Here is a 13,876-nt window from a genome sequence, read left to right as displayed (position 1 = left end):
CTTAAAACTCAAGCGTTCGCCTAGCAGAAAATAAACTTTGGCAATTCCATCAGGGTAAGCACCAGATTATCATATCCATGCTGAAACTCCTCCCCAAACAAACAGCCTCTATGCACACCCGCGATGGTGTACGCTTGGATGCAGATATCTATCGCCCCGATGCACAGGGTGAGTTTCCTGTTTTATTAATGCGACAACCTTATGGTAGAGCGATCGCTTCTACTGTTGTCTATGCTCATCCTAGTTGGTATGCTGCCCACGGCTACATCGTAGTAATTCAAGATGTGCGTGGACGAGGTACTTCTGAAGGGGAATTTAAGTTATTTGCTCATGAAATTACCGATGGCGAAGATGCAGTCAATTGGGCAGCAAATCTAGCTGGTAGTAATGGCAAAGTTGGTATGTATGGTTTTTCCTATCAGGGAATGACTCAGCTATATGCCGCAGCAGCTAAACCTAGTGCTCTTAAAACAATTTGTCCTGCTATGATTGGCTATGATTTGTATACAGATTGGGCTTATGAAGGCGGCGCATTTTGTTTACAAACTAACCTTGCTTGGGCGATTCAATTAGCTACAGAAACTGCCCGCTTGCGAGGTAAAAAAACAACTTATCAATCATTATTTGCTGCTGCTCGTAATTTGCCTGTAACTAATCCCGAAATTTTTCAGCAACTTGCCCCTCTTTCGTTCTATCACGAGTGGGTAGAACATTCTCAACCTAATGCATATTGGGAAAAACTTTCGCCCAAATCTCACTTACAAATTGTTGACTTGCCAATGTTCCACATCGGGGGTTGGTTTGATACTTACCTGCGGGGAACTCTGCATTTATATCAAGATATGGCAGATCGTAGTACTACACCCCAACATCTATTAGTTGGGCCTTGGGCGCATTTGCCTTGGGGTCGCAAAGTTGGCGAAGTTGACTTTGGTATTAAGGCAATGAGTCCTGTAGATAAAATGCAAATCCGCTGGTTTGACCAGTTTCTTAAAGGTATAGATACAGGTTTACTTCAAGAACAGCCTGTTTGCCTATTTGAGATGGGAAGTAATATTTGGCGCACTTTCCCTAATTTACCTAAAGCTAACCAAAAATCTTATTTTTTGTCAACTATCGGACTTGCTAGTATCCGCGAAGACTCCGGAACTCTTATCCCCAATTCTCAGCCTCCAGTCACCAATACCTTCGATGTATTCGTTCATGACCCTTGGCGACCAGTTCCAGCTTTGGGTGGTCATGCAGCCATACCTGCGGGTATATTTGAGCGATCGCATCTCGATTGCCGTTCTGATGTTTTAACTTACACTAGTGAGCCGTTAGTAAAAGACTTGTATTTGGCAGGGGATGTGTCAGCGGAAATCCATTGCACCGCTGATCAGCCAAGTTATGATTTGTGTGCAGTGCTGTCGCAAGTCTATCCTGATGGACGCGTGTATAGCTTTACCCAAGGTTATATACATTGTCGAGATGGAATTAATCACATCACCACAAAAATACAATTGCAAGCGACTTGTGCGCGAATTTTTCAAGGTAATGCTTTACGTCTGAGTTTGAGTGCAGCTTGTTTTCCAGCATACGCAATGAATTCTGGTAATGGTGGAGTAATTAATAGTGAGAGTTTACTAAACGCTCAAATCATCACCTTGACTGTGAATTGTGGAGGAAGCTTTCCCTCACAGATTTTATTGCCAGTTATACCATCAAAACCAGCCCCTGGCTGATTGAACCAGGAGAATTCAGAAAAAACAACTGTAACTTTACAACCGCTGAAGTAAGTTCAAACCGTGGGTATCAGTACCACAGGTATTAAAAATACCATATTCACCGGCCAGCTTTTGTACCTGTTGTGATTCTAAGGCTGTTGGTCTCCAGGGATTAGGGTTATTGTAAGCGTAGAAAGTTTCAACACCGTCAATTCCCTTTTCAGCCGCAGCTGGAATTAAATCGAAATGCGATCGCTTATAGCGAGCTGGATGAGCTAATACTGCTAATCCTCCAGCATCATGAATGGCAGCAATTACATTACTTGCTTGATATAGGTGTCCTGTTGTAGCCTTTTTTTGCAAATAAGGTTTAATACTAGAGTGTTCTGGTTCAAAAGCGTAAGCCAAGATGTGAACTTCATTATCCAAGAGGTTGGCATTAATTTCTGTCCCACTCCATAGGTGCGGAGTGTTAGCACCAGGATTGTTCCACTTCCAATCTTCTAGATAAATTTGCGCTGCTTTATATCCGTCAATACAGTGGTGGTCGGTGATGGCTAATCCTTGCAGACCGATCGCGATCGCTTGTTCCATCAATGTACTTGGCTGCAACCTACCATCTGAGTGGACAGTATGCATGTGAAAATTAAATATTGTGGGACAACTTTGGGCATCAATCCTTTGAAATACTTGCTTTAGTAGTTCGGTGGGAGCAGATGTTCGAGTAAAATTTACAACCATAATCCTCTGTAAATAAAAATGTGTGATTCTTTACACCAACACACCATGCCTCTAGATAAGAAAATTCCGACACTGTAAATTAGTGTGGGAGGCTATTGTATTAGCTTCACCCGTGAAATTTTTCAATATGTTAAGACTACGTTAGCAAATCTCAATGATTATGGCCATGAGGATTTTGAATCGCTTTTATAAGTATAAGTAAAAAATATTGCTAAAAAATATCTCTATATCCATGAAAAAGATTTGCCAAATAATTAGCAAAAATCAGATTTAGTGAAGCATAAAGCTTCACTAAGCTCAAATCAAAATTTGGCTACTATGTAAATATTATTTCTATGTTATTAATCCAACTAATTCACCAGAACCACTAATCACTTCACCAATCGCCATAGAAGGAATATTCTGTGATTGAAAAAAAGTAATGGTCTGTTCTGCTTGATGGGGTGGCACAAGCAGCACAAATCCAATCCCCATATTGAAAGTGTTATACATTGCTTGGGGACTGACTGATCCGGCTTCAGCTAGCCACTGAAATACAGGTGGAATAGTCCAACTATTGGGGTTAATTTTAATCGCTTGATTTTTTCCCAAACATCTAGGCAGATTTTCTGGTAATCCTCCACCTGTAATGTGAGCCATCCCATGAATTTCTAACCCGGCTTGACGCGCTGCTAAAACTGGTTTGACATAAATGCGTGTGGGTTGAAGGAAAGTTTCTCCTATCGTTTCACCACCTAATAATTCTGGGCTTTCACTCCAAGAAAACCCGCCATCATTAACTATTTTTCGGACTAAACTGAAGCCATTGCTATGTACACCAGTGCTAGCAAGAGCGATCGCTATATCTCCTACTTCTACTTGGGAGCCATCCAACATTTGGCTTTTTTCTACAATTCCCACACAAAACCCAGCCAAGTCATACTCACCCACTTGGTAAAAACCAGGCATTTCTGCCGTTTCTCCTCCCAATAAGGCACAACCTGCTAACCTACATCCAGAGGCTATACCTGCCACCACTTGAGTTAATTGCTCTTTCTCTAACTTACTAGTTGCTAGATAATCTAAAAAAAACAGTGGTTCTGCACCTGATGTCAGTACATCGTTGACGCACATTGCGACTAAATCAATACCAACGCTATCGTGGCGGTGAAGAATTTGAGCGATTTTCAACTTTGTACCCACGCCATCTGTCCCGGAAACCAATACTGGTTCTTTAAAACCTCCCGGTAATTGAAAGCACCCCCCAAAACCACCTAGTCCACCAATTACTTCCGGTCTAAAGGTGCTGTGAACCAAATTACGAATTTGATCTACAAAGGCTCGACCAGCCTCAACATCAACCCCAGCATCCCGATAATCCATAAAAATTAGTCAATAGTCATTAGTCCATAGTTCACAGTAGGTGAATCTAGAGTCAAAAGTCTATAGTCAGTGAGTTTTTGACTCTAGATTCTTAAACTGATTAAAATACTTCATCTTCAATACCGCGCCACCATTCACCCAAATTCATCAAATCTTGGTGTATGTCTGCTAACTCATTAGCATAAGTGTCTGCTGAAATCATCTCTCGACGTTCTTGTAATTTTTTGAGGCGTAGTTGCACTAATAGCCAAGGTTTAGCAATGCTATTCGTTGCTTCCATGTATAGTGCCAGTTCTTTGCTATCCATATATTCTATTTTGATTTTAATTTCACTACCTTTTAAGATACACGAGACAGTTCGCTGCTGCGACACTTACAGCGTTTCTCGATTGAAAGTACTATATTTTAAGAAGAAAGGGGCTAGAGGTTAGGGATATCTCTGTCAAGGTGTAATGTATTTTTCTTGGTGTCTTGGAGCCTTGGTGGCTAAAAAGTCATTTTAGAACCACCTACGAAGGTATGGTACCAGATCAAAAACAACTGACAACTGACAACTGACCCGCGTAGCGTAAATAAATTAAAAGCAGCCACGATAATCATCGTGACTGCTCGCAATCTTGATAAATCAATTGATTGTTTCTGCTCTATATATCCAGCAAAAGCTACTATTGCAGCCAGTACAAAACTGACAGATGACTAGGCTTTAGCGTAATTTTCAGCAGCGAATTCCCAATTTACTAACTGTTCTAAGTAATTTTTGATAAACGCTGGACGAGCATTTCTGTAGTCGATGTAGTAAGCGTGTTCCCAAACATCCAAGGTTAGGAGTGCTTTTTTGCCATGAGCTAGAGGGTTTTCTGCATTCGGTGTCTTGATCACTTGTAGCTTACCACCATCATCGATCAGCCAAGCCCATCCACTACCAAACTGAGTTGCAGCAGCGTTAGAGAACTCTTCTTTAAATTTGTCGAAGCTACCAAAGTCTTGATCAATCTTGGTTGCGAGTTCACCGGTAGGTGCGCCACCACCAGCAGGCTTCAAAGAATTCCAGAAGAAGGTGTGGTTCCAAACTTGAGCAGCGTTATTAAAGATTCCTGTCTTGGAGGAGTCTTTAAAGGAAATTTGGATTACCTCTTCCAGAGATTTATCAGCCAGTTCTGTACCGTCAGTGAGCTTATTTAGGTTATCTACATAAGCTTTGTGATGCTTACCATAATGATACTCAAAAGTCTCACCTTTCATGCCATACGGCTCTAGAGCATTGAAGTCAAAAGGTAGGGGGGGCTGTGAAAATGCCATTTTGTGAAATCCTCTGTTTACTGTTTTCCAGTTTAAAGCTGTTGCAAAAACTTAGGAAATTACAGGTTTTGTACATGCTAGTTTGATATCCAAATTCCAGGATATAAAACTTAACGAGGTCATTCTACTACCAAAATGAGGATATAAGGCAAAATACTCTTGTAAATCATCCCAAAGCATTGGTTACAAGTTCAACCTGTAGGGATATGACTTTTATTTACGCTACGCGGGTCAGTTGTCAGTTGTCAGTGGTCAGTGGTCAGTTGTTGATCTGGTTTAATAGTCCATCCCCTTTTGGGTAGAGTCTTTTTCAGGTTTATTGCTTAAGTGTTATCTGTATGCGACGTAATCCATTCGTTCAAGATCGCTACGATTTAAATTTTCTAACCGCAAAATAATTTTTTCATCAAGGTTAGGACATTCAAGAACAAATAGGGCGGGAATATAAGCATCTTCTGCCGTTGCACCGACTGGATAAGGCAAGTCTGAATCATAGGGTGGCTTGCAAAATCTATAGATTACAGTCCAGGGGTGTCCTCGCAACTGAAAAACCATAACACTTTGACCAATAAATTTAACTTCGTGTTCATACGCGTCTCGCATCCATATTTCTGCCTGTTTCAATTGGCTGAAGGCTTGTGACACTAATAATGTTGCTTTTTAATAACTATTTTTATAATGGTGAGTTGATGACTACTCACCATTACATTTAACCAAAAACTACCGTTGAGCCAACTGCTGCTGGTAACTATTAATAATTTGCGCTGCAATTTCAGACACGCTCAAACCGTCGGTTTGAACTTCGATTGCATCTGTTGCTTTTTGTAAAGGAGAAACTTTCCGAGTGCTATCTTTCCAATCACGTTCAGCAATATCTCGTTCTAGCTGCTCTAAATTTACTTCAGGTTGACCTTGTTTTTTAAAGTCTTGCTGGCGGCGACGTGCGCGTTCTCCAACAGAAGCAGTTAAAAAGATTTTCACTTCAGCATCTGGGAACACATGAGTACCAATGTCCCTTCCTTCAGCTACTAAACCACCTTTTTTTCCCCAGCTTTGTTGTTGTTTAACTAATGCTTGACGCACAGCACTTTGGGCAGCGATCGCCGATACTTGAGATGTGACATCAATCGTGCGAATTGCCTGGGTAACATCAGTATCATTAATCCAAACTCGCACTGGAGATTGCAGATCAGGGCTGGGAGTAAGTTCAATTTTACACTGGCTAGCTAATTCTGCGATCGCACACTCATCGTCAATGGCAATATTTTGTTCTAACACTAGCCAGGTAACAGCACGGTACATTGCCCCCGTATCTAGATACACTAAACCTAATTCTGTCGCTACTCGACGAGCCACTGTGGATTTTCCGGCTCCAGCTGGCCCATCAATAGCGATGATGGGCTGGCGATCACGCAAGATGGTATTATCAATTAACCGTGTAGAACCAAGACGAGCTGCGATCGCCAGCATTCCTTCCTCCTCAATTTTTTCTAAAGACATCAACGTAGTCGGCTCAACCAATTCAATATATTCCACAAATAAAGTAATAACCTTTGCCACTTCTTGTTGTACTACTGCTATTAACTGGCTACTATCGCGAACACCTGCCTGAAACGCGGCTTCAGCTTGCCGCAAGCCACGACATAATACCACTGCTTGCTCTTTTTCTTGTGCAGTCAAATATTGATTGCGGGAACTCAAGGCTAGACCTGATGCTTCCCGTACTGTTGGACAGGCAACAATGTCTACGGGCAAATTTAAATCAGCCGCCAGCCGTTTAATAATAGCTAGTTGCTGACCATCCTTTTGACCGAAGTAAGCTCGGTCAGGCTGCACTAAGTTCAAAAGCTTGGTCACAATCGTAGCCACACCCTGAAAGTGACCTAGCCGCGAACGACCACACAAGCCTGTTATCATAGCAGACGGAGGGATTACTTGTGTAACTTTAGATTCTTGTATACTCTTCGGAGGAACCCCCATTTCTTCCGGAGTAGGTGCAAAAATGGCATCTACTCCCGCATGTTCACAAAGTTGTTGGTCTTGCTCTAAAGTACGAGGATAGCGTTCGTAATCTTCATTAGGAGCAAATTGCAGGGGATTGACGAAAATACTGACAATCACCGTAGAATTTTCTTGCCGCGCTCTTTTAATCAAACTTAAGTGACCTTGATGCAAGCCTCCCATCGTTGGTACTAGGCCGACTGCCGTTTTATACCAGCTAGTCATCTCATCTAGTGCTAGATCCTCTGGAAACTTCAGCTTGTTTTCCGAGCTACATTTAGCTAAATAGCAGCGTAAAGCTGCAACTGTTGTCAGCAGACGCACAAAATACCCCTAGTTCTTCTTGAGCCTCTCCCCCGTTAGTTTATATCTGAAATAGGAGGAAGAGATGGTTGAACTAGGGGAATTAAGAATTGAGTTTGGGAAAGTGGAAGTCAGGTAATAGGGATTAGGGACTAGGGACTAGTAATCAGGGGGGCAAAAGAAGTAGAGAAGTTAAGACTTCTTGCCAATGCCCGATGCCCCGTGCCCTAATAATTATCGACCCAGGACTTCAATACGCACTGGTGCTACACCACTGCCCATCATTCCCAAAAGCCGAGCTGCACCAGTAGATACGTCGATAATTCGACCCCGAATGTATGGGCCGCGATCATTGATTCGCACTACAACAGAACGACCATTTTTGATGTTGGTAACACGGACTTTTGTATTAAAGGGTAAGCTACGATGTGCAGCAGTCATTCCTTCTGGATTGAACCTTTGACCGCTAGCAGTACGATTACCAGAACCGTCATAGCCGTAATAGGAAGCTATCCCCTTAAAGTTGAGCCGCACTTTGCTGGCAATTTCTTGGGGGAGGTTTGGTAAAGAAATTGTCGCACGTGCTGGTAAGTCAGCAATTTCCTTAACGGGGGATGCATTACCTATGAGTCGCCGCAAACGATTGGTTGCTTGTAGTGCATCTTCTGCAAGATTTTTGGTGGTGCCTGCTAAGCGCGTATTTTCATTAATTTCCACCAATTCTTGTTTGTCGATTTTGATCGTATAGCGATTGCTCGGCTGTTGTTGGCTAAAGGAGCTTTTATTTTGGGCTTGATTAGTAACTGTAGATTCGCCCTCTCCCTTCCAACTTACTGTAATCTGATCGGCAGCCACATTTTCCCGGATCATCTGGTTGATTTTAGCTGCTATCATCCCAGCTCTTTGAACCGGGTCATCTTGAAGCGAGCTGATCTGGTTTCTTGCATCCTTGAGGTTGCCAACACTCGCCACCTTTACCGAGTTATCACTAACAAGGGCGTACGGTTGTACGCCCTTTGTATCTCCAACTACACCGACTTTTGTATTAACACTCGCAACAGGCTTAGAACTCAAAAAGGTGATAACTGGAATATTTCGGATAAACAAGGTTGCCGCCTGACGGCCCCCAATGTTGTGAGAATGGATGTTTGTAATCACAGCATCCGAGGTTGGTTTCCCTGCTGGGGATTGGAACTCACCTACCTTAACTACATCACTAGCTGGTGATTTTTGGGAATCTGAAACACTTCCTTTGGTAGTTTGAGCGCGACCGACTGAGGGCATTCCCCAAACAGTCAGAAACAGGGCGACAATAGTCCACAAATGTCTTTGATTCATGCGTCCGATTTTAAAGCGACTATAGAACAGCAGCTATTCGGTTCGTGGGATTCCTTTAGCCACTTGTTTGTGAGTGACACATCCTTTACAACTCGAACTCGTTCCGCTTTCACTTTTTTATTTATAACTGCATCACAGTAACACGAACCTTTGGGCTTGGGGATCAGGGTTTTAGCGTAGATCTTAGTAACTTCATCAAATTCAAATTCCAATTTGAGGGGCAGAACCTTTCTCGAATGAGGATTTTGACTATGTAACGTTTTTTTCGCTTAGCAAAATCTTTCTTATAAAAACTTAATATTTTGGACTATTCAAATTACCTGTGACTCTTTTAAAAAATCTTGTATTTTATGCGACATATAATTTTTTGAAATGTCAATTATAATAATTAAATATATGAAGAAAAAAGCTTACTAAGAATACTTAATTAATTTTAATCTATCAAGTCTTAATATTTGATATTAGTTAAGCGATATCAAGCGTTAACGAGAAATTTATTTTTCAACAATCTAATAACAATAATATTTTTTTGCAGTTTTTACGCAGAACCAACTTATGTAAAAATACTTAAGTATTACTTTCTCTAAGTAGCTCACATAGCAAAAAATCACAGTAATAATAAGGTAAAAATTAAGTATTATTGTAGCTAGCATTTTTTATACTTGAAGAAATAAGAGTGAAAAAATACTCATTGAAGTGTGTAGAGCCTTTTTAAAATGTGCCTAAGATAACACAGGAAATACTTAATTCAAGTATGAATTTTTAAAGTGAGCGATCGCACTCATAAACCGAGACGTTTAATTAAAGCTATAGCACTTGCAGATTGTGAACTCATTTTTAAATGTAAAAGTCAATATTTTGAAGAGATATTTATAGCAGCGGCCACTTAGGTTAGGACTTACGCACTATTTACGGAATAACGTAGACACGCTAGTGGCTTGCCGCAGGCTACCGCAGAGGCACAGCGAAAAGTTGTCAGGAGGAGCCACTGCTTTGGGCGGGTTTCCCAGGCACTCCGTTGGGAAGACACTGCGTTGTGGTGAGGGGGTCGCAGTCTTGGCGGTTCCCGTCGATTGCGAACCCCCGAACCTGAAAGGGGGTTCCCACGCCACTTGCTCTACTTGGGGAAACCCCAAGACCGCAGTGGCTCCCCGTTGTAGCAAGTGTCGTCGGCTATGCCGACTTGAAGGAAGTGCCGCCGACTTGTAGTAAGTGGCGTTGGTTTCCCTCCGTAACAAACTTTTAAAGATAGAGGACACTGAGGAATGAGAGTTTGAGAGATATTTTGCGTAAGTCCTGATAATCTTGGGAAAAGATCAAAAAATAAACCTTTTAACCCTGTTCCCTGCTATGTGTACCAATAAAAAAACCCCGGCGAAACTAACCGAGGCGAATAGGAAGTTCAAATGACAATCAGACATACGGATACAGAAATCCAAGGATTTTAGCTCACACTAAAAGCAACCAAAACTAAAGCAGTAACAATCAAAGTAGCAAACATACTTTGTAAAACATATTTACGTTGTTCCCAAATTGCAGGGTACTCAGCATAGTAAACCTGAGGTTCAGTTGCGTAGTTGTTGAGAACGCCGTCTTCGTTAATGGTGGTATACATAAATTTTTTCCTTGTTTATTAACTTATGTAAATAAATTTAACAAATTTGTTACAAAGTGTCAACTAGGCTTGACAAAAAAATATAGATGATTTATATAAAAGCTCCTTCTTAGGGACAAAGAGTCAAGCGATCGCGCCTCAGTCTACCCAATCCGTAGTTTAATGATTTTGAGCTTGATCATTATTGTTGTCTACTGTTGCCACACTTTGAGCTAAAGCTTGACGAGCAATTTTTGTCATATATATAGTTACAGCAACGGCAGCTATCAACCCAACGCCTTGCATTACCCATTGCCAGATTTCGGCTTGTGGATTAGTTGGCTGATTGGAGGTATTGATCATGGCCAAGTTACCAGCAAGAGAACCGATGTAAGTGTACATAACAGTACCTGGAACAATGCCAAATGAACCTAACATGTAGTCTTTGAGTGAAACTTGTGTAACTCCAAAAGCATAATTTAGTAAGTTGAAGGGAAATAAAGGACACAAGCGAGTTAGCAGCACAATTTTCCATCCTCCTTTGGCAACTGCTAAATCAATAGCTTTAAATTTAGGATGTTTGTCAATTTGCTGAGCAACCCACTCACGCGATAGGTAGCGTCCGATGAGAAAAGCCAAGGTTGCTCCAATAATTGCCGCAATCAACACATAAACCGAACCCCACAACAAACCAAACAGGCAACCGCCTTTCAGCGTCAATAGGGAACCTGGTATAAACAACAATGTTGCTAAATTGTAAATAACTATGTAAGCAATGGGGCCTAAAGCACCAAGACTATTAACCCAAATAATTGAGGTTGATAAAATTTCTTGAACATTGGAATGTCTAGCGGCAATTATCAGGGTAGCAACCAAAAGACTTAGTAGTAATAGCTTGAGTTTGCCTTTGAATCGGGGCTTGTGCTTCGTAAGCATAGTATTTACTGGAGTACTACTTGCCAAGATATGCTAATTGAATGAGAAACAGCTTAAATTCTCTTAAATTTTTCCTGGTCGAACAAAAACAAGGATGCAAGCCCACGCCAGTTATTTCAAGTCGGCAAAACCGCATACAAGATTGGCTCAACTTTTCGCTGTCTTGAAAAGTTGGGCGCACGGAAACCGTGACGCGCCCACTTTTCGCTGTCAGGTTCTGAATTTTTAATTTTTAATTTTTAATTTTTAATTTTTAATTCCCCCTACGGGGATTGGCGATACCAATTACGAAGTCGTTTTGGTGAAACTCCTAAAAAGTAAGCAATAATTACTATTTGGTTAAGCAGGGTAGTTTTAACGATTCCCTTTTGCAACCATCTGCGAGCTGAAGTGATAACTGGTGCAGGAAGAATGATAATTTTTCCAATGCGTCTTAGTCGCTGCATAAGTTCAAAGTCTTCCATGATCGGTAATTCTGGAAAATTACCAATTTGTTGAAATATCGGTTTTGTTAAAAAAATTGCTTGGTCGCCATAAGGCATTTGCAGAAAATGCGATCGCCAGTAAACCCCGCGTTCTACCCATCGCAAGCCCCAAGATGGATCATTAATATGCAAAGCAAATGCACCTCCTACAGTTTTCGGCTGTTGTAGGGCCGTGCGAATCATCTCATCAAACCCAATCGGCAAACGGGTATCTGCATGAAGAAACAGCAAAATCTCACCACTAGCAGCGATCGCACCTGTGTTCATTTGAATAGCACGACCAGAAAGAGATGAGATAACTTTTACACCCAATGATTGAGCTATTTTTACCGTGTCATCTTGTGAGCCACCATCTACCACGATGACTTCTATATTTGTACTAGGTTGAGTAGTGGCGATCGCAGCTTTAATATTTTCTTGTTCATTGAGAGTTGGAATAATTATAGAAATTTTAGCAGTGCTAAGATCACCGAGATATCTGCTGTGTACCTCTGAAGACATAAGAAATTATGATGTTGCTAGCTCTCGTTATGTTAAGCGATCGCTTGTAAAAATAAATATCCATCTTCAGAAATTTGCGGTTTTGAAATTGATGATATAAATTAGTGCTGAGTTGTGAGGATAACTTTATCAATGACAACAATACAGACTGATTCAACTACTAAAGAAAAAAGATCCGCGAAGAAGAAACAACAGTCTTTTCCAGGCATCAATATTGGTACTCCAAAAGTACCACTGGGAAAATGCAAGCATCCCCAGCAAGAGCATGAGTTACTTAGTGATTGGAACCACGCCAGTTAACTTGCTACTTTAACTTCCATTCACACAGTTGAGATGGAGATGTCATGCGGGGGTAATTATATTGATAAAATTCATCAATATTTAGTGAAGCATGGCGGTAGAGAATCCATTTAACAGCATCCTCACCATTATTAACAGTACTAACAATATTTCCTTGACTGAGTGTCAAGTTTCCTTCAAAATCCCACTTGAATGTAGATTCTGGTGTATTTTTCCACTGATTAATATCCCAAGATATCGCTAAAGCTTCACCTGCAATATGGTTGCCGTTGACTGCCCCTCGAATACAGATAAAGTTATCTGAATGAGGATAGCCATAATATCCCTCAACACGATTGCCGATTTTATTGAAATTGAAACAAACTCCAGCCCCATCTCGCCAGTCTTTAGGGTCAGGTTGACTACAAAATTGATAGTTGCCGTTTGTTAAATTTGCAATCTTGGCTGCATAGGCTGTATCTCCAAAAGCTGCGATCGCAGAAGATGAAATTTGGTTGCCTTGAACTGAGCTATCAGAAATTAGCGAACCTATTAATAAGGTTGCAAAGACTACACCCAGTTGCCAGAGATTGTTTTTATTCTGCATAATCTCACCTCCAAGTCTCTTAAAGACTGGTATATTTGGGAGATTTGAGATCAAAATTGGTTAATCTCTAAATTGCTGGGGCTGCTGAGATTACTAACAATACTATTATTGCCAAAATTAACAGACTGATTTTAACAATCAGATAGGTAGAGGGATCAGATAATGTCAAGTTGTAAATCATTTTACACCTCCATTTGCAGATCTTTTACAGTCATTTGAGGTGCTGGGCAAGTTTTGCTAGTAGAGATAGTATTTTGTCCAGTCCTCATTTCCTGATACCTTTATTGTCTCTCAAAAATGACTACGTGAGATCTTGAGGAAAGTTAAAGTAACATATTGTAGCTCTGACACACTTCGTCCCATGTCCAGTAAAAGACTTATCATTAAGACCGCAGGGAGTAGGGAGAAGGGTGAAAAAGAGTTTTAAGATTTTTGCATAGATGATGTGATTCAATAGTAATCGGCTTGCAGAGACTAATACCAATTCACTAAAAAAATGATAGAAATAGTTAAGTCAGAAATATGAGCAGAAGTTCATGGCTGGAGTCACCAAAGTAAAAATAGAAGAATCGGCAGAGGAATTACGTGAACTGCTGAAAAAACAGAAAACAGCATTAGGAAAAGAACGTATTCAAGCATTGTATTTACTAAAGATAGGTCAGGTAAGGACAATACAAGATTTAGCGGTAGTGTTGGGAAGAGGAAGTGCCACAGTACAAAGGTG

Annotated in this window: 14 protein-coding genes and 1 pseudogene; 3 read left to right on the top strand and 12 right to left on the bottom strand. The window is 40.9% G+C overall.

Features of this window, described 5'->3' with window-relative positions:
• Positions 1–77: 77 nt before the first annotated feature.
• On the top strand, positions 78–1,724 hold the full coding sequence (locus I8751_RS22230) for a CocE/NonD family hydrolase (RefSeq protein ID WP_214441271.1): 1,647 nt from the start codon (positions 78–80) through the stop codon (positions 1,722–1,724).
• Between the two features lie 36 nt (positions 1,725–1,760).
• Here I8751_RS22230 and I8751_RS22225 read toward each other — a convergent pair whose 3' ends face one another.
• The 11 genes from I8751_RS22225 to I8751_RS22175 form a co-directional block, all read right to left on the bottom strand.
• Positions 1,761–2,447: a PHP domain-containing protein gene (locus I8751_RS22225; protein WP_214441270.1), complete on the bottom strand. Its 687-nt coding sequence runs from the start codon at positions 2,445–2,447 to the stop codon at positions 1,761–1,763.
• A 333-nt stretch (positions 2,448–2,780) separates the two neighbouring features.
• Positions 2,781–3,809 carry a phosphoribosylformylglycinamidine cyclo-ligase gene (gene purM, locus I8751_RS22220; protein WP_214441269.1) on the bottom strand — a complete coding sequence of 343 codons (1,029 nt, stop codon included), beginning with the start codon at positions 3,807–3,809 and terminating at the stop codon, positions 2,781–2,783.
• Positions 3,810–3,909: 100 nt separating this feature from the next.
• A complete protein-coding gene (locus tag I8751_RS22215) occupies positions 3,910–4,116 on the bottom strand; it encodes a hypothetical protein (protein ID WP_214441268.1) in 207 nt (68 codons plus the stop codon).
• A gap of 389 nt (positions 4,117–4,505) precedes the next feature.
• On the bottom strand, positions 4,506–5,108 hold the full coding sequence (locus I8751_RS22210) for a superoxide dismutase [Fe] (protein ID WP_214441267.1): 603 nt from the start codon (positions 5,106–5,108) through the stop codon (positions 4,506–4,508).
• A gap of 330 nt (positions 5,109–5,438) precedes the next feature.
• Complete coding sequence (locus I8751_RS22205) at positions 5,439–5,711, bottom strand: hypothetical protein (RefSeq protein WP_214441266.1); 273 nt, start codon at positions 5,709–5,711, stop codon at positions 5,439–5,441.
• Positions 5,712–5,828: 117 nt separating this feature from the next.
• Positions 5,829–7,433, bottom strand: coding sequence for a bifunctional pantoate--beta-alanine ligase/(d)CMP kinase (locus I8751_RS22200; protein ID WP_214441265.1), 1,605 nt, complete (start codon positions 7,431–7,433; stop codon positions 5,829–5,831).
• Between the two features lie 213 nt (positions 7,434–7,646).
• Positions 7,647–8,750, bottom strand: a complete 1,104-nt coding sequence (locus tag I8751_RS22195; protein WP_214441264.1) for a septal ring lytic transglycosylase RlpA family protein — start codon at positions 8,748–8,750, stop codon at positions 7,647–7,649.
• A gap of 905 nt (positions 8,751–9,655) precedes the next feature.
• Positions 9,656–10,009 (bottom strand): hypothetical protein, encoded by a 354-nt coding sequence (locus I8751_RS22190; protein ID WP_214441263.1) that lies wholly within the window; start codon positions 10,007–10,009, stop codon positions 9,656–9,658.
• 185 nt (positions 10,010–10,194) lie between these two features.
• Positions 10,195–10,365 (bottom strand): photosystem II assembly protein Psb34, encoded by a 171-nt coding sequence (gene psb34 / locus I8751_RS22185; RefSeq protein WP_214441262.1) that lies wholly within the window; start codon positions 10,363–10,365, stop codon positions 10,195–10,197.
• 159 nt (positions 10,366–10,524) lie between these two features.
• Entirely contained in the window at positions 10,525–11,280 is a 756-nt protein-coding gene (locus I8751_RS22180; RefSeq protein WP_214441261.1) for a TVP38/TMEM64 family protein, read from the bottom strand.
• Between the two features lie 263 nt (positions 11,281–11,543).
• The gene (locus I8751_RS22175) at positions 11,544–12,266 is read right to left on the bottom strand and encodes a TIGR04283 family arsenosugar biosynthesis glycosyltransferase (RefSeq protein ID WP_214441260.1); all 723 of its coding nucleotides are present in this window, start codon (positions 12,264–12,266) and stop codon (positions 11,544–11,546) included.
• 132 nt (positions 12,267–12,398) lie between these two features.
• Here I8751_RS22175 and I8751_RS22170 point away from each other — a divergent pair, with 132 nt between their 5' ends.
• On the top strand, positions 12,399–12,566 hold the full coding sequence (locus I8751_RS22170) for a hypothetical protein (RefSeq protein ID WP_214441259.1): 168 nt from the start codon (positions 12,399–12,401) through the stop codon (positions 12,564–12,566).
• Positions 12,567–12,570: 4 nt separating this feature from the next.
• Here I8751_RS22170 and I8751_RS22165 read toward each other — a convergent pair whose 3' ends face one another.
• Positions 12,571–13,152, bottom strand: a complete 582-nt coding sequence (locus I8751_RS22165) for a hypothetical protein (protein ID WP_214441258.1) — start codon at positions 13,150–13,152, stop codon at positions 12,571–12,573.
• A gap of 536 nt (positions 13,153–13,688) precedes the next feature.
• Between I8751_RS22165 and I8751_RS22160 the strand changes: the two are divergent.
• Positions 13,689–13,876, top strand: a pseudogene (locus I8751_RS22160) (IS630 family transposase); the annotation flags it as partial.

The organism is Atlanticothrix silvestris CENA357 (genome assembly GCF_016056295.1).
Classification (GTDB): Bacteria; Cyanobacteriota; Cyanobacteriia; order Cyanobacteriales; family Nostocaceae; genus Atlanticothrix; species Atlanticothrix silvestris.
This window is presented reverse-complemented; position numbering and strand designations above follow the sequence as displayed.